This is a genomic window from Paenibacillus sp. FSL H7-0350 (assembly GCF_038593195.1).
Lineage (GTDB): Bacteria > Bacillota > Bacilli > Paenibacillales > Paenibacillaceae > Paenibacillus_AQ.
Genome location: NZ_CP151972.1, coordinates 4,067,363 through 4,083,800 on the forward strand (window position 1 = coordinate 4,067,363; position 16,438 = coordinate 4,083,800).

The window sequence follows — 16,438 nt, forward strand, 5'->3', positions numbered from 1 at the left end:
TGGCATCCTCCCCACAACAAAAACCACAAGCGGCACTAGTTAAAGTGAGCCGCTTGTGGGACTGTCTAGTGTGAAAAGTGAGCTTGGAATACCTTAGCTTACATGCTCTTAGTCAATGTGATGGACCGGTCGGCTGTGCCCCATTGTACATTCCAGCCAAGAAGCTCTGTAATGAAGCGGAGCGGGACAACCGTTCTGTTGTCGTCGTTCACAAAGACTTTGGCACCGACGGATTTTCTCATGCCGTTGACTTCCATGAAGTCTTTGTTCATCCAGAACACCAGTGTGTCGTTGCCTGCCTTAATGGTAACCTGCTGAGCTTGTTTGTCCCATTTCACATCCGCTCCGATGCCTTCACTCAGGTAACGAAGCGGGATGTAGGTCATTCCGCTCCAGATGAACGGCTTGGTATCCATTTGAGTGACTTGTCCGTTAATGTTCAGGACGCCGCTGCCCACCTTCATCCAGACTTTCGTCATGGAAGCAGGATCTGCTGGTGTTGCAGGTGCGGGTGCTGCTGCATCCTGGAACTTGTCATTGAACTGCGTAACAATCGCATTCCCTAGCGCTTGGCCTACTCCGAACATCGTCTTGTAGCCCTCACGGTTCGTCTTGTAAGAAGCGTCATAGTTGCCCGCTGCATACTGCGTAAGCACCTGCTGCACCTGATTCTCGTGAGTGGTCAATGCGGATTGCCCCGCTGACTTCGGCAGGTTGCCTGCTGTAGCCGAATCAAGGAATGCTGCGAATTCAGTGGTGAAGCCAGCAATACGCGCTTCTACTGCTGCTTTTCCCGCTGCATCATTGTTCTTCACTGCCGTTACAAAATCAGCCTGGGCATTCACATGATTCGTAACCCAGATCTTCTCAAAAGCCGCTGCCCCTTCTACGCCATAAATGGAAGCAATCGCTGCTTTGAAGTCTGCCGTATTCATGGCTTCGGCTCCGATGAGTGCATTGGAAGCGGCTCTTCCGTCATATTGCTCCTGCATTTGCAGGACGGACAAGGCGAAGTGTTCACCCGCTAACTGGTTGAGTGCGGATCTCAGATCAGCAGCCTTGGTATCTGCCTTGGTATTCTCGAATTTAGCAGGCATTTGCATAGTAATCGCACTGGACAAGGCCTTGCTGATGCCGAACATCTCTGCATAACCCTTACGGTAAGCTTCATACGCGCCTTTGTAATCACCGGCTGCATAATCCTCGAACACTTCTTGGACATGGTTCTCATGACTTCGGATAACCTGCTTCGCGGCAGCTGCCGGAAGCTTGCCCTCTGTTGCCGTGCCGAGGAAATTCCCGAACTCATCTACAAAGCCGCTTACTTTATCTTCTGCAGCTTTGACGGCTGCGGTGTCCTTGTTCTTCGTCGCCTTCACCAGATCGTCGGTGTACTTGTTATGTGCACGGAAAATCCGTTCAAATTCTGCCGCGCCTGCATCGCCGTACAGTGAAGCAATGGCGGGCTGCATATCGAGCGCGTTCTGATCAAGCGCCTGGTAGGCCGATGCCGCATCCTTGGTACCGTCATAGGCCTTCGTCATTGCGGTTACGGCAAGGGTGAAATGCTCGGAGAGCAAATAATCCAGGCCCGCTCTCAGCTCGGCAGCCGGTGTATTCACCGAAGCCTTCATCATCGCGGCTGCCGGGGCTGCCTCCGCACCTGCCAGCGCAGGGATCATCAGGGTCAAGCTTAACATCGGAACGACTAATTTCTTCATCTTCATCTCACTTCACTCCTTAGATTGGTGTAATATGTGTTGTTCACGTTGCCTGTTTGTCTGTACATATACTGAAACGCAGCGAATTCAGGTTTGGATCACTATCCCGCAAAAAAAAGCCGCCCGCCGGTATCAAATACCGGAACGGGCAGCCTCTTGTAATAATATAACCTGCTTGCAGATTGAGTTACGCCAGCAACGCGCGTACACCTTCACTCAGCGGGGTAAGCGGACGGTTCAGCAGCTTCGCAAGGTCGCCGCTCTCGATATTCAGCGCACCATCACGGATGGCTGCCTGAATGGCAACTACGATCGGCAGCGCCGCTTCCGGCACGCCTGCACCTGCCATAATCTTCGCATACGCGGTGTCATCCACCTGCTGCACGGCCACCTCCTGGCCCAGTACCTCGCCGACCACTGCTGCCAGCTCTGCCTGGGTAAGCGGAGTACCGGACAATTCGTAGATGACACTCTCACGGCTCTCTCCGGCCAGGACAGCCGCTGCCGCTTCAGCATAATCGCTGCGTGTAGCCCAGCCTACCTTGCCGTCTTCGGCTGAGGTCAGCCAAGGAGCGCCGGCCTTCACAGCCTGAATGGAGCCGACTTCATTCTCCAAGTACCAGTTGTTGCGCAGGAAGGCATATGGAATGCCGGATTCGCGGATGAACTCTTCTGTGGCACGGTGTACCGGCGCAAGGAACAGGGAACTGTTCTCGGCATCGCCTACACTGGTGTAGACGATGAAGCCTATACCTGCACGGACAGCGGCGTCTACAGCCGTCTTATGCTGGCGGATACGGGTGTCGTTGTCGCCGTCAGCCGAGACGATCAGCAGGCGCTCCACTCCGGCAAAGGCGGTATCCAGCGTCTCCGGCTGATCGAAATCGCCATGACGGACATCGACGCCGCGCGCCTTCAATGCTTCTGCCTTCTCCGGGTTTCTGACACTGGCTACAATATTCTCAGCGGGTACGGTCTTCAACAGAGTCTCTGCTACGATGGAACCAAATTTGCCTGTTGCTCCTGTTAATGCGATCTTCATTCTTCATTCCTCCATTTGGGTTGTTGTATTTCAATCCCGGCTATCAAAGCTCACGTTGACAGCGGTAATTACTGATCATGTAACCATTGTAGTTACAAGTTAGCCGAATGTCAAACCAAATGTTTCGGCCTCAGCCAACTGTCTTGAAATAGCGGTAGATCTGCTCCAGCTTCTTGCTCTGCTTCCCCTTCTTGCTCTCCATATTACCGAACTCGAAGAACTTCACCTTACGGATACCCACGAAGTTGAACAGGGCTTTGCGCATCAGTATCTTATGTGAGTTCCCCAGCCACAGCAGCGGGTAGTGGGTCGGCCCCTTCATACTTGAGATGCAGATCACGCTCTTCCCCTTGAGCAGCCCCTCCGGCAAAAGTCCGCCCTTATCCCGGTAGGCGAAGCCCGATGCGAACATCCTGTCGATGTAGCCCATCAGCATCGCTGGCGGGCGTCCCCACCAGATCGGATAGACCAGCACAATCTGATCGGCCCACAGCAGTTGCTCCCTGTACTCTGCAAGCTCCGGTTCCCGGTACATATCCCGTCTGCGCCGATTCTCATTGAACACCAGGACCGGATCGAATCCGGTCTCGTACAGATCAAGCACCTTCACTTCCGTAATCTTGGCATTCTCCTTACTGCCGCGCAGCACTTCCTTCAGGAAGGCATAGCTCAGGCTCTTATGGTTCGGATGGGTGTAGATCACAAGTGTATTCATCAGTGGTATTCCCCTTTAGTTGTCATTTGATAAGCAAAACATAGCACAGCCGTAAATTACTTGTCAAATGATAATTGTTTTTTGATAATTATTCTGGTATCGTGACCTCTGAGGTGATCTTATGGACAACAACCATCTATTTCAGAAATTTATAGCCTTCACTGCCGCCGTCCATCAAATAACGAACGATATTTCCAAAGATGTGAACTCAGACGGCTTAACGCCGCTGCAATATAAGATTGTCGAATACATCGCCGTCAGCCAGCCTGTTACCCTCAGCGAGATCAGCGACTGCATGAACATGTCAATGCCCAATACCAGCAGAGAGCTGAAGAAACTCAGCGAAAAAGGGCTATGTACCCGCATTACCGACCCCGCTGACCGCCGCAGACAGGGAATTACGCTCTCCGCCGCAGGCGAGTCGTTGATGAATGAGGCTTTCGGACAGATCGCTGTCCGGTTCGAGCAGCGTATTGCGGCTCTGAGCGCTGAGGAACGCAAAGAGACCGAGCAGGCGCTCGATCTCTTGCAGCAGAAGGTATTTTATTTGAGCTGAGGGTAAGGGCTGCCCTGCATTCTATGAGCGGTTATTTCACAGCAACGCCCTTCGCTGCAATCTCCGCAGGCGCAGGAGCCTCCTTTCGCTTGATGAGCAAGGACAGGATCAGTGCAACCACTGCGGCTCCTGTCGTAACCATAGAAGCCACATTCATCCCGTGAATTAAGCTATGGACATCGCCTGTCTGCTTCAGGCCGCCGCCGCTGTAGGTCATTATAGTAACAAGCAGAGCCGTCCCAATGGAACCAGCGACAGTACGCAGTGTAGTGTTCACAGGAATACCATGACGGATCAGAGCAGGCGGCAGAGAATTCATTCCGCTGGTGACGACAGGCAGCAGGGTCAGGCTGACACCGATCATCCGCAGGGAGTAGCCCACCATCAGGAACGTATAGGACGTATGCTCCGTCAGATTGGAGAACAACAGTGCAGAGATGACCGTCAGGCTGATTCCGGTGATTACCATCGTTCTGGCACCTATTTTGTCAAAAATCTTCCCCGCGATAGGGGACATAATACAGATCAGAATCGCACCTGGAAGCAGCATCAGACCCGACTTCAGCGCGGAATAGCCAAGCATGGTCTGCATATAGAGCGGCAGCAGGAGCTGTGCGCTCAGCATGATAATCATCAGGATCATACTGATTACCGTAGCCAGGGTAAACGAGGGACTGGTGAACACCCGCAGCTCCAGCAGCGGATTCTCCATCGTCAACTGCCTCCACACGAACAGGCAGAGCGCGATGAACCCGACCGCGAGGGAGATCAGCACCTCCGTACTTCCCCAACCTTTGCTGCCGGAGACACTGAATCCGTACAACACACCGCCGAAGCCGAGCGAGGATAAGGTCATGGAGATTGCATCCACCTTGCTTTTCACCTGTGGCGTCACGTTCTTCACCAGAAACACGCCCAGGAGCGTAAGCAGCAGCGAGCAAGGAGCCAGAATATAGAACAACAAGCGCCAGGAATGATCCTCCACGAGCCAGCCGTTCAGCACAGGTCCGATCGCCGGAGCGAAGTTAATCGCCAGCCCGATCAGCCCCATCGTGAACCCGCGCTTGGCTACCGGGATGAGAATGAACGTCAGGGTCTGGACCAGGGGAAGCATAATGCCCACTCCGACCGCCTGCACAATTCTTCCGGTGAGCAGCAGGCCGAAGCTCGGGGAAACCGCACACAGAAGCGTACCCGCGCTCAGCATGCCCATCGCAAAGACGAATACCTGCTTCGTCGTGAAGCGCTGAATAAGATAAGCTGTAATCGGAACAACAATACCCGTCACCAGTGCAAATGCGGTCGTTAACCACTGCACGGTGCTCGCAGACAACTGGAACTCACCCATAATGTTAGGCAGTGCCGTATTCAGCGAGGATTGATTCAATAGCCCCGCCATTGTCCCGATAATTAGAATAGCCATGATTAGATTGGTTCCCTTTGGTGCGTTCTCCATCTCTGCTCCTCCTCTATCTGCACTTTTAAAACTAACTAGTTGTTTATATTTATCTTTAAAAAAACCGCCCTTACAATAAAGACGGCTCCATGACGCCATGGATAATAAATTGCACGATCTGCCGGGTGGTCTGCTCTCTAACCTGCGGAGAGTCCAGACTGCCGAACAAGTGCTCAAACCTTGAAGACGACTGCAGTGTCATTGCAATTATGTTCATGATCAGCATCGGAAAGAGCGCCGGGTCCAGATCCGGGCGGAGAATTCCGTTCCTCTGGGCGGCCAGAGCAATTTCATGCATCTGAGGGTCATCGTCCGGACGATAGGGAATCTGATTCCAGGTCTTCCAGCCCTCTGCAGCTTCCCAGAACAGGATTCTCAGGTAACTCCGGTGCTCCAGCAGGAAGGAGACCGTCTGACGGGTCCAGTATTCCACGAAATTTTTGAATGCGGACGGGTCCTTCAGTAGCTGCTCATCCTTCAGCAGTTCGCTGATGAACGAGCCGGTGATCTGTTCGCCAATCTGGTCCGCCCGCTTGACCACTTCCGTGTACAACCCTAATTTGTCGCCATAATACTGGTAGATCAGGCTTTTGTTATACCCGGAAGCCTTCGCAATGGCATCAATCCGTGCCGCTGAGAAGCCGGACTCGGCAAAGATCTCCTCGGCTGCATCCAGGATAACGCCCCGGGTCCGGGCGGCATCGTAGATTTTGGCGCTGCGTTTGTTCCCTGTTGTGGTTATGGTTGTTACCCCCTATTCTTATTTATAACTAACTGGTTAGATTATAATCTGCATCCTGGCGGACGTCAAGCAGGGCTCTTACAGCATTGTCTGCGACACGTTACCAACAATTGGCACAAAACCAATTCACACCAATCGCGTCTAACTGGAGAGAGTTAAATCTATCCAAAAGGTGATGAATCCATGACAACAAGAACGACTATGCTGCTGTCTCTGCTAGGACTGGCCCTGACCGCTACGGTGGGCAGTTATGCCCATGCAGATGCAGCACCCTCACCCCAGCCCATCTCCATCTACCTTGACGGGCAGCAGCTTCAGCCGGAGACCCGGCCGCTAAATATCGGCGGGACTGTACTGGTCCCCATGCGCGGCTTGTTCGAAGCCCAGGGGGCTGAGCTCTCCTGGAACAATGCAAGCAAGACCGTAACTGCCGTCAAAGGCGGCACTGCACTTACCTATACCTTAGGCTCGTCCACAGCTCTGCTGAACGGGAAGACCACCCAGCTGACGGTACCGGGACAACTATCGCAAGGCTACAGTATGATTCCCCTGCGCTTCGTCAGTGAAGCCCTGGGCAGCGAGGTGAGCTGGGAGCCGGCTTCGGGCTCTGTCCTTATCTCCTCGGCGTCCGCCTATGAGACCTCGGTCACCTGGGGGGTCAACCTGCGCAGCACCCCGGATGCCGGGAGCAGTGCGGCTAGCCTGGGCCTGCTGCCCGCCGGAAGCAAGGTCCATGTCATCCGTGAGGTTGATGCCCTCTGGCTGGAGGTGCGGACCGCAGATCATATGAGAGGATATGTATCTTCCAAGCCGAAATTCACGGATTACAGAAGCCCTTCCCTGCTGCAGAAGCAAGGGGAAGCCCTGATTGCTTCAGGTAAGAAATATCTGAATACCCCTTATGAATTTGGCGCTTCTCCTGACCAGACGAATACGTTCGACTGTTCTTCTTTTGTGAAGCGTGTATTCGGGGATACGCTTGGGATTGAGCTTCCCCGCGTCTCTTACGATCAGGCTCAGGAAGGCCGGAAGGTTGGCCTGGACGAGCTGCGCACCGGAGATCTGCTCTTCTTCACCGCCAGGGACCTCGACATCGGACATGTAGCCATCTACGCCGGAAATAACCGGATTCTGCATACCTACTCCAAGGAGCAGGGTGTACATATGGAGGATTTCAGCAGCAAGTGGAAGCAGCGGTTTGTTACCGCACGGCGGATTCTATAGCGGGGAGAGCGGGCGGGAATTCAGCGGTCCCCGGTAACAGTTGGATTTTCTACACTTGCTGCCTAAGCAAATGCCCCATTCAGGAGTAACAGTTGGAAAAAAGGCACTTAATCTGACCAAGCGCAGCCGAGTCTATAAGATTCGGTGAATTAGGTGTACTTTTTCCAACTGCTTCTTCATATGACTTCATTCCGCCAGAAATAAGTGCCCTATTTCCATCTCTTCCGCACCCGCTTCTTGCTGTTTCTTGCTATGCCTTGCGCACAAACTCCGATTTCAGCTTCATTGCGCCGAACCCGTCGATTTTGCAATCGATATCATGGTCGCCGTCCACCAGACGGATATTCTTCACCTTCGTGCCTATCTTCAGAACGGACGAGCTGCCTTTGACTTTGAGATCTTTAATCACCGTTACGGTGTCTCCGTCAGCCAGGACATTGCCGTTAGCATCCTTCACTACCTTCTCATCATCGCCACTTGCGCCCGCTGCATCCAGAGACCACTCATGTGCACACTCCGGGCAGACCAGCAGCGCTCCATCCTCATAGGTATACACAGAGCCACATTGCGGGCAATTCGGTAATTCATTCATTGATTAATAATCTCCATTTCTGCTTAATGCATGTTGTATGGGTAAGTCTGCTTTATTTTAGCATATTCCTGCGCATGGTAGTTGATTAGATCATATAATTATATTAATATCTAATTAGATACATAATTAATTATAAGCGGGTGATGATATGATTTGGTTAGAACCAGTACTGGACCCGTTAGCGCCGGAGAGTCTGGATATTCAGGCCTCCATCCTGAACTCTCAGCCTGAATTCAACCAGATGGTCCTGCATAAGGCGTTTCTGGAGCCCCTGGAGCTGGAGGAGGAGAACCGCAACAACCTCACCATGGGGGAGAAAATGCTATACATCAGAAGCCATGACCGGATTGCCGGTCTGATCACCTACCTGCCTGACTATAGCGCGGATCATTATCCGTGGATCGGCCTGCTGGTGATTCACCGGCAATACAGCCGGCAGGGGATCGGAAAAACCGCCGTACATGCGCTGGAGCGAATGTTCAGGAATCATGGCCTCAGCGCCGTCAGACTAGCCGTTCAGCTGGAGAACAAGGCCGGGGAGGCCTTCTGGACCCGAAACGGGTTCGCCCCGGTCAGAAGAGCGACCGATAACCACAATAACGAAGTGGATGTTTATGAGAAGCAGTTTAGATGAATGGCCGGTGTGGTAAGAATTAGGATGTAGATAATTCCATTTCAATGGATATGCGGGAGGGATACGAGCGTGAATGAGGGCAAGAATAAAGCTGACTTAGCCGGACAACTGCTGGCAGGGGAGCAAGCTGAGGCTGAAGGGCTTGCCGCCAAGGCTGTAGACGCGATCGAGAACCTGTCCGGTGTGCATCCCGGATACCGCCGCGCCCATGCAGCGGGAGTCTGCTGCCGCGGCTTCTTCCGGCCGAGCGGACTGGGGAAGGAATTCACGGAGGCGGAACACCTTCAGGAGCAGCAGGTGAATACCATTATCCGCTTCTCAGGCAGTTCCACCGATCCAGCACTTGCGGATCTGCTCTCCCCTGCCAAGGGGATGGCTGTCCAGTTCATCCTGCCGGATGGCGAGGTGACGAATCTGGTTGGAGTGACCGTCCCTGTCTTTTTTGCGCGGACCCCGGAGTCCTTCATCGATATTGTACATATGGCCCACCGGCTGCGGACCGGAACACTCGGACCGATTGAGCTGATGAAGGAAATTGTCAGCCACTTCAGCGAGAGCAAGGAGGCCCTGCTCGCTGTGCGGCGGCTGAAGCCGCCTGCCAGCTACGCCGAATGCCACTATTACTGCATACATGCTTATATGCTGGTCAATGCAGAAGGCAGGCAGCGGCCTGTCCGGTTCGAGTGGGTTCCCGAGACGGGTGTGCGCACACTGACGCTGGAAGAGGCAGCGCAGCAACCGGACCGCTATCTGGAGGATGAGCTGGAGCTGCGCTTCAAGGATGAGCCGGCCATCTTCCAACTGGTCGCTGTTCTTGGAGAGGAAGGCGATGCTACGGATGATCCTACCCGTGCCTGGCCCGGAGAGCGCCGGAGAATCGATCTCGGGCGGCTGCATATTTCAGAGATCTGCCCCGATCCGAAAGATCTGCTCATGGACCCTACGATCCTTACAACCGGCATGCTCCTCTCGGATGACCCGATTCTGAGGTTCCGCAGCGCGGCCTACGCCGAATCTTATGGACGGCGGATCGAAGGAAGGTAGCTGCTGCCTGCTGCGACAGATTTATACCGGCCCAGCGCCAAAGGGACACTGCGCCCTTTGGCGCTTTTGATTCAAACGCTATACTTAGTTGGTTAATGGATATTAATCCGGTTACAAGAGAAAGGAGTGCAGTATGCAGCAGGCCATGGTCATCATGAACCCGTCGTCCGGCAAGGCAGAGGCGCGGGATTATATCAGAGCAGCGGAAGAGGTGCTGCAAGGCGCAGGGTATCAGGTAACCGTCCAGGAGACCGCAGGGGAAGGAGATGCAACCGCCTTCTGCCTCCAGGCATGCGCCGAGTGCTATGATCTGGTGGTTGCCATTGGAGGAGACGGGACGCTCCACGAGACGATGAACGGCCTTACAGATCAGCAGCACCGCCCCACACTTGGCATTGTGCCGATGGGCACTGTCAATGATTTCGCCCGCGCGCTACAGATTCCGCTTATTCCTGAAGAGGCAATCCAGAGCCTGGCTTCGCCACGGACCCGAAGAGTCGATATGGGCCGGCTGAATGACCGGCTGTTCGTCAATGTGGTAGCCGCAGGCTCTCTGGCAGGCTCCCTCTCCTCGGTCAGCTCCGAAGACAAGAGCCGGCTCGGGTTCCTTGCTTATCTAAAAGAGGGCATTAAGGAGCTGGCCAGCAATACTGCACATCCCCTGACGATTACTCACGACGGGGAGATCTGGGAAGGCTCCTCCCCGCTGTTCATTGCTGCACTGACGAATTCCGTAGGCGGCTTCGAGAAGCTTGCTCCTGCTGCCGCTGTAGATGACGGCCTGCTCCATTGCTTCATCGTCAAGGACCTGCACCTGCTGAATTCCGTTACGGTCAGCATCTCCCTGCTGCTCGGCAATCTGCGGAATCATAAGGATGTCATCTATTTCACAGCCAAGGAGGTCTCCGTCCGCTCCACTCAGCCAGTACAGACGAATGTGGATGGCGAGCAAGGTCCGCAGCTGCCGATCCGCTTAAGCACCATTCCGCGCCATATTCAGGTCGTGGTGCCGGAGGAATGACCGACTAAGGCACTCCAGACTACAGGATACAGGGTACAGGAAGCCGGGACAAGCCTCTTCCTCAACTGATTCCATGCAGCTCTGCGAAGTCCTCATCCAGTGTCCATTCCAGACGTCTGACCCATTCACGCTGCACTTCCTTGGGCGCTATCTGCAGGCGGTGCAGGATATTCCATACCCTGTACAGACTCGCCGCCTTCATCTGTTGCGGCGTGAAGGACAGCGGGTTAACAGACAGATAGCCCTGCAAGAAGGCCGTGTTAAGCAGCACGGATTGTACGGGATAATGATGCTTCGTGAACCAGCAGACCCAGGCTACATCATTCAGCGGGCTGCCCCATTCCGCCCATTCCCAGTCCAGCACATGCAGCAGATCATCGCCTTCACAGAGCAGATTATGCACTCCGTAATCGCCATGGGTCAGGACCCACGGAAGCTCCCCGGCCTCCGCCGCAGACAGAAAGTGAAGCGACTGCCTGCCGAGAGCGGCGGGGACGAATTCCAGCTTTTGAATCACCTGACTCAGTGCAGATCTGTTGCTGAGCCGGATCTCTGTCTCTTGCGGCTGATAAGGGCGGGAATGAATCTGGGCAGCCAGCAGCTGCCCCATTCTGCTGTAGATCCGCCCGGCTCTTGTCCAGTCCCTGGCATCCAGAACGGATTGGGCGTTCCCGCCCTGCATGCAGTCCATGATGATGATGCGCATCCCCTCCATCTCCGCCACCTCATGCACCACCGGGGTATCACAGCTTCCCTGCACCAGCCGCATCACCTGAACCTCATTGAGAGTGTCTTCATTGGACAGATTTGTTATTTTGGCTACAAGCGGCGGCTCCGCCCCCGCCATCAGATAGGTGAGATTCGTATATCCCCCTGTCAGCCGTTCCAGCCGGCAGGCATATCTTGCTTCCAGACCTCTGATGATGTTCTCAATCATGATATGAATCCCTCTCTTTTCCCTTCAGTAGACCCTATGCCAAGTGAAAACGACTTTGCCATCCTTTTAGGGACGGCACCGTTTCAGCGAGAAATAGAAGGATAAGTTATCGTGTGCAACGTATAAATCCTTATATTTCAAGAATATCACATGCTCCATTTCATTACAGATTAAGCTATTCTGCACAAGCAGCTCTAGGCTTCAGCCCTCTCTGTACAGCAAAGAGACCGGCAAGAGAATCCCGGCCAGTCTGCTTGGGTCATGCCTCTTAGCGGTCCCTACGCACAGCCAATACCTGCCCTGGACGGTGCTTATGCTTGTGGCCTGAACGGGACGTACAGCTTGCGGATCAACACCATTTGACCGATATGATAGGCATTATGAGTTGCCGCATTGCTAATGATCTCCCACCATGCAGCCGGTACCGGGAACCCGTTCACCTGCTCCTCCAGCCCTTCCTCAGACAACAGACTCTGCCAGTTCAAGAGCGCCTGCAGCAGCCTTCCGCGCAGCTCACTGAACGCAATATCTGCCGGAAGCCTGAAGCTGAGGTTATTATCCTTAACCGGAGGCACAGCGTCCATATGCCCCTCGCGGTACCGTGTCTGCCAGGCTTCATTCCAGTACAGCAAATGCTGGGTAAGCTCAGCTATGCTGTTGACTCCTTCACCGGGCTTCCAGAACGCTTCCTCCTCGGTCACGTCCTCCACAGCCTGCATATAGGGAAGATGCCAGCTGGGATCGTTGGCCCCGGCCAGCAATTGATTGGCAAGCACATCCTTGGCATGAATCATTCCTTCACTCTCCTCTACTCCGCATTCCGTTATATTCTAAGTAAAGCCCCCTTCCCTACCGGGAACGGGGACTTCTCTACTGGCTGGAGGGCTTGTATTCGCTCAGCTTGCCGTAATAGACTAGATGCAGCCGGTCGCTCTGCCGGAAGTCATCCGGGGTGACGAGTGCAGGCAGCTTGTTCCACAGCTTAATGCCCGAGCGCTCCAGAATCTCGGCAACGAACTGCGAACAGAAATACGAGTTGCTGAACTCCACCGGCTCCTTCAAGGCAATGCCGATGACGCCGAGGATATTGTAGAGATACTTCTGGCGGCTGCGGATGAAGACCTGGAGCACCCGCTTCATTTTCTCAACCTCACGGTCCGTAACCTGAAGCTCGTAGATGACGCAAGTCGTCTCTGGATATTTACTGTAGGTACCTGTGCGAATATCCTCCTTCACGAACCCGCCGTTCAGCGGATTGGCCGGATGCTTCCTTCCAAAGCTATATAGCTCGGACAGCTCCCTGTTAAACGAGATCGAGGCATGATTATACGGCGCTTTGGTATACCCCTGAATGAGCTTCGTGAACAGCGTTCCCGTATTGGTGAGCATGATGTACACCGATGGATCTGCTGACATTTACAATATTTCCCCTTATCAAGTCGGTTGTTTTGCTTCATAATAAGCTGGACGCTCTATCTATTTTAGCATAAAATTCCTATATTGAAATGATACCCGAGACAAGTTGGTGATTGTAATGAACCGTTCTTTATTCACACTAGTTCTGATCTTTGCAGCTCTATCGGTGATCCATGTGCTGTATCTTGTGGTCAGCAAATTACAGAAGGACAAGGATTATACCGGAATCGGCTTCCGCATCCGAACCTGGTGGGGCATGCTGTTCATCTTCTGCCTGGCTACCCTGTCCAATTCGGTCGTGTCCCTGCTGTCCCTGATGGTCCTGAGCTTCTTCGCCCTTAAGGAATACTTCTCCATGATCCGCACCCGAAAAGCAGACCGCAGGCTGTTCCTCTGGGCGTACCTGTCCATTCCGCTGCAGTTCTACTGGATCTACATTGAGTGGTACGGGATGTTCATTATCTTCATTCCAGTCTATGTGTTCCTGCTGCTGCCGATTCCCCGGCTGATTAACAAGGGAACGCTCGGCTTCCTGCGCGGTGTCAGCGCGGTGCAGTGGGGACTGATGCTGATGGTCTTCGGGCTTAGCCATCTGGCCTATTTCCAGTTCGCCACGCCGGAATACGGCGCAGGGCTGGTTCTCTTCCTGGTGGTGCTGACCCAGCTCAATGATGCTGTGCATTATCTGGCCTCGCTCTACATCGGCAAGCACCGGATCGTCCCGACCGCGAATCCCCACCTGACCTGGGAAGGCTTCGTCTGCGCGTTCGTGGTGACTACAGCAGTCTCGTACCTGAGCTATTCTCATCTTACACCGCTGAATCCGGCCTTTGGCTATCTCTCCGGCATGCTGATCAGTCTCAGCGGCTTCTTCGGCAGCCTGACAGTCTCCGTACTCAAGCGGGATCTGCTGATCGGGGATGACGACAAATTCGCAGCGCTGCAAAAAAGCTACCTGAGCCGCGTAGACAGTCTTGCCTACACCGCACCGGTATTCTTCCATGTCATCCGCTACTATTTCGACTTCATGTAGCCGCTGATCACAGCCCTTAATGTGCAAAAGAAGAGACTATCCGTTAATGGATAGTCTCTGCTATGCTGTCCCGCTTAATTCGTGCTTGTACCTGCACTGTCTGGAGCTGTAGTGCCTGCATCTGCCGGCTTCGTGGTGCCTGCATCGGCTGGCTTCGTAGTACCAGCGTCCGCAGGCGGCGTTCCTCCCTCTCCGCCTGGTCCGCCTCCGGCTCTGTTACCTCTACCGCCGAAGCCGCCGCCCCCCGGCCCGCCCATACCACTTCCGCCTGTGGTTACACCCGATGCATTCACCCAGGTCACCGGACTGGTGATGTCAAAAGCAACAAATTTGCTGCCCCCGCTGTACGTCCCGCCGGTATACAATCCGTCTGTTGCTGTTCCGGTAGAGCTGCCGCCGGTATAGACGGTATAAGAGCCGCCGTTCAGTTCTGGAGTGCTGACCACTACGGTCTGGAAGCTCTTTGCCGGAGCGAAGGTCAGAACAGCCTTACCGTCAGCGTCTTCCAGATGAACCATCGTTCCGGCCTGCTGGGTTGCTGCGAACTCCACGCTTACCGAATACTGGCCGGAGTCTTCGCCCGGAGCCTGTGCCATTCCTGATGCACCTGCGGCTACCAGGAATCCGCCTGTGATGTTGAAGGCTCCGTCATAATCCAGAGCGCCGTTGCCGGAGTTCTCGGGGCCATTCACAATGACGGTGCCGCCGGTCATAGTTACCGAGCCGTTGGAATCCAGGCCATCGCCTGCGGCATCTACAGTCAGGGTGCCGCCGCTAATGGTCAGCAGGTTGCTGCCGGTGCTGCTGAACGAATCCTGTGCCTGTGTTCCTGCTGCTGCATTGGTATCGTTGCCTCCGGCCACATTGACGCCATCGTCCGTGGCTGTCACATGAATATCACCGCCGGATATGGTGATGTCCGCCCCTTCTATCCCTTCATAGCTCTTCGTAATATTGACGGTGCCGCCCGATATGGAGACCAGAGCATCGGCATGAATCCCGTCATCGCCTGTAGTGATCTGGAATTCTCCATCTGTCACACTGATGTTTCCGTTACTGTGCAGTGCATCATCGGCGGAATTTATTGTGAAGTTTCCGCCGTTCACGGTCAGGTCGCCGCCTGCTTTAATCCCTTTGGCGCTGACGGATTCCGTCTCCGCCGCTGCTGCGGTGTCTGACTGTGCTGCGCCTGCGGTGCCACTCTCCGCTGCTTGGCGCTGGTCGGCCGCTGGCGCAGCATCCATCGCAGGCGGTGTACCCCCGTCTTCTCCCGGAGCAGGGAAGCTACCGTCCTCCGGCCGCTGGCCGAAGCCGCCGCCGCCCATTCCCGGCCCTCCCTGATCGCCGGTCTTCACTTCGGCATTCACATAGCCACCGCCGGTTACCATCGTATAGGTGCCACCATCAATGACTGCGGCCGTCTCCGCTTGTATCCCATCATTGGCAGCCGTAATGTCGAAGGTTCCGGCGGCAATGGCGATGAAGCCCTTAGCGGCATCCTTGTCAGTGGTTGACTTGAGGCCATCGCCTTCGGCATGAATTGTAATATGGCCGTCCTGAATGGCAATCATATCTTTCCCGACGATGCCGTCATCGGCTGCCTTCACCTCAAGCGTGCCGGACACAATTTTGAGATCATCCTTGCTGGTAATGCCGTCGTTATAGTTGCCGGTAACCGTCAGCTTGCCGGTGCCGTTAATCGTCAGGTCGGCTTTGCTGAAGAGCGCAGCGCTTGGCTCATCCTCAGCTCCTTCAGCGAACACATACGCAGCTCCATCCGTCACACTGTTATCCGTCCCTTCCTGCAAGGTGATGACCACTTTGCCGGCTTCCTTGATGTAGACCGGGGCATTATCGCTGTCCGTCAGGTGAGCGCCATTCAGTACCAGCCTTACGGTCCCTTTGGACTGCTCATCTACGATAATCTGGCCGTCACTCAGTGTGCCGCTAAGCACATAAGTGCCTGCCTCCGTAATGGTCACTGTGCCCTCTTGCGCCGTAGCGCCGGCACCATCAACTGCAGCCGTTGTTCCAGCCAGGGTTATAGCGGTCGAATCTGTTGCCGTCCAGGCGGTTACTGCATCCTCTTCCTCCCAGGTCACAAGATCTGCTGTCTTCACACTTGCCGGCTGTCCGGCGGCAGAGGCACTGCTCTGAACGGCCTCAACTGTTGTATTCACGTTGTTACTTGTATCGGATGGCGTAGCTGCTTTTGCACTGCATGCCGACATGACTGCGGTGCATAGCAGCATAAGTCCTATTTTCCCGGCTGTTAATCTGTTCTTCATCAGTCATCGTTCCCTTC

Annotated in this window: 16 protein-coding genes; 6 read left to right on the top strand and 10 right to left on the bottom strand. The window is 54.4% G+C overall.

Annotated features, from left to right (window positions below; translation table 11 throughout):
- Positions 1-98: 98 nt before the first annotated feature.
- The 3 genes from NYE24_RS18520 to NYE24_RS18530 all read right to left on the bottom strand — a co-directional run bounded on the left by NYE24_RS18520 (position 99) and on the right by NYE24_RS18530 (position 3,478).
- Positions 99-1,727 (bottom strand): copper amine oxidase N-terminal domain-containing protein, encoded by a 1,629-nt coding sequence (locus tag NYE24_RS18520; protein WP_342476373.1) that lies wholly within the window; start codon positions 1,725-1,727, stop codon positions 99-101.
- 181 nt (positions 1,728-1,908) lie between these two features.
- Positions 1,909-2,763 (bottom strand): SDR family oxidoreductase, encoded by an 855-nt coding sequence (locus NYE24_RS18525; RefSeq protein ID WP_341027522.1) that lies wholly within the window; start codon positions 2,761-2,763, stop codon positions 1,909-1,911.
- Between the two features lie 130 nt (positions 2,764-2,893).
- Positions 2,894-3,478, bottom strand: coding sequence for an NAD(P)H-dependent oxidoreductase (locus tag NYE24_RS18530; protein WP_036691856.1), 585 nt, complete (start codon positions 3,476-3,478; stop codon positions 2,894-2,896).
- Positions 3,479-3,599: 121 nt separating this feature from the next.
- Here NYE24_RS18530 and NYE24_RS18535 point away from each other — a divergent pair, with 121 nt between their 5' ends.
- A complete protein-coding gene (locus tag NYE24_RS18535) occupies positions 3,600-4,034 on the top strand; it encodes a MarR family transcriptional regulator (RefSeq protein WP_036691854.1) in 435 nt (144 codons plus the stop codon).
- A gap of 31 nt (positions 4,035-4,065) precedes the next feature.
- Here NYE24_RS18535 and NYE24_RS18540 read toward each other — a convergent pair whose 3' ends face one another.
- Positions 4,066-5,490 carry a DHA2 family efflux MFS transporter permease subunit gene (locus NYE24_RS18540; protein WP_036691852.1) on the bottom strand — a complete coding sequence of 475 codons (1,425 nt, stop codon included), beginning with the start codon at positions 5,488-5,490 and terminating at the stop codon, positions 4,066-4,068.
- A 70-nt stretch (positions 5,491-5,560) separates the two neighbouring features.
- A complete protein-coding gene (locus NYE24_RS18545; RefSeq protein ID WP_084648825.1) occupies positions 5,561-6,232 on the bottom strand; it encodes a TetR/AcrR family transcriptional regulator in 672 nt (223 codons plus the stop codon).
- A 183-nt stretch (positions 6,233-6,415) separates the two neighbouring features.
- On the opposite strand from NYE24_RS18545, the gene NYE24_RS18550 reads away from it, so the two are divergent.
- Positions 6,416-7,456 (top strand): stalk domain-containing protein, encoded by a 1,041-nt coding sequence (locus NYE24_RS18550; RefSeq protein ID WP_342476374.1) that lies wholly within the window; start codon positions 6,416-6,418, stop codon positions 7,454-7,456.
- A 250-nt stretch (positions 7,457-7,706) separates the two neighbouring features.
- Here NYE24_RS18550 and NYE24_RS18555 read toward each other — a convergent pair whose 3' ends face one another.
- The gene (locus tag NYE24_RS18555) at positions 7,707-8,048 is read right to left on the bottom strand and encodes a zinc ribbon domain-containing protein YjdM (protein ID WP_036691846.1); all 342 of its coding nucleotides are present in this window, start codon (positions 8,046-8,048) and stop codon (positions 7,707-7,709) included.
- 148 nt (positions 8,049-8,196) lie between these two features.
- Here NYE24_RS18555 and NYE24_RS18560 point away from each other — a divergent pair, with 148 nt between their 5' ends.
- The 3 genes from NYE24_RS18560 (at position 8,197) to NYE24_RS18570 (ending at position 10,747) form a co-directional block, all read left to right on the top strand.
- Complete coding sequence (locus tag NYE24_RS18560; RefSeq protein WP_342476375.1) at positions 8,197-8,682, top strand: GNAT family N-acetyltransferase; 486 nt, start codon at positions 8,197-8,199, stop codon at positions 8,680-8,682.
- Between the two features lie 69 nt (positions 8,683-8,751).
- Entirely contained in the window at positions 8,752-9,726 is a 975-nt protein-coding gene (locus NYE24_RS18565; protein ID WP_083677879.1) for a catalase family peroxidase, read from the top strand.
- A 133-nt stretch (positions 9,727-9,859) separates the two neighbouring features.
- A complete protein-coding gene (locus NYE24_RS18570) occupies positions 9,860-10,747 on the top strand; it encodes a diacylglycerol kinase family protein (RefSeq protein ID WP_076156465.1) in 888 nt (295 codons plus the stop codon).
- A 61-nt stretch (positions 10,748-10,808) separates the two neighbouring features.
- On the opposite strand, the gene NYE24_RS18575 is transcribed toward NYE24_RS18570, so the two are convergent.
- The 3 genes from NYE24_RS18575 to NYE24_RS18585 all read right to left on the bottom strand — a co-directional run bounded on the left by NYE24_RS18575 (position 10,809) and on the right by NYE24_RS18585 (position 13,100).
- Entirely contained in the window at positions 10,809-11,684 is an 876-nt protein-coding gene (locus tag NYE24_RS18575; protein ID WP_076156462.1) for an aminoglycoside phosphotransferase family protein, read from the bottom strand.
- Between the two features lie 311 nt (positions 11,685-11,995).
- Positions 11,996-12,478: a DinB family protein gene (locus NYE24_RS18580; RefSeq protein WP_036691839.1), complete on the bottom strand. Its 483-nt coding sequence runs from the start codon at positions 12,476-12,478 to the stop codon at positions 11,996-11,998.
- A 76-nt stretch (positions 12,479-12,554) separates the two neighbouring features.
- Positions 12,555-13,100, bottom strand: a complete 546-nt coding sequence (locus tag NYE24_RS18585) for a hypothetical protein (RefSeq protein ID WP_036691837.1) — start codon at positions 13,098-13,100, stop codon at positions 12,555-12,557.
- 118 nt (positions 13,101-13,218) lie between these two features.
- On the opposite strand from NYE24_RS18585, the gene NYE24_RS18590 reads away from it, so the two are divergent.
- A complete protein-coding gene (locus NYE24_RS18590) occupies positions 13,219-14,133 on the top strand; it encodes a phosphatidate cytidylyltransferase (RefSeq protein ID WP_036691833.1) in 915 nt (304 codons plus the stop codon).
- Between the two features lie 74 nt (positions 14,134-14,207).
- Here the strand turns inward: NYE24_RS18590 and NYE24_RS18595 are convergent, their stop codons facing one another.
- On the bottom strand, positions 14,208-16,421 hold the full coding sequence (locus NYE24_RS18595; protein WP_342476376.1) for a carbohydrate-binding domain-containing protein: 2,214 nt from the start codon (positions 16,419-16,421) through the stop codon (positions 14,208-14,210).
- Between the last annotated feature and the right edge of the window lie 17 nt (positions 16,422-16,438).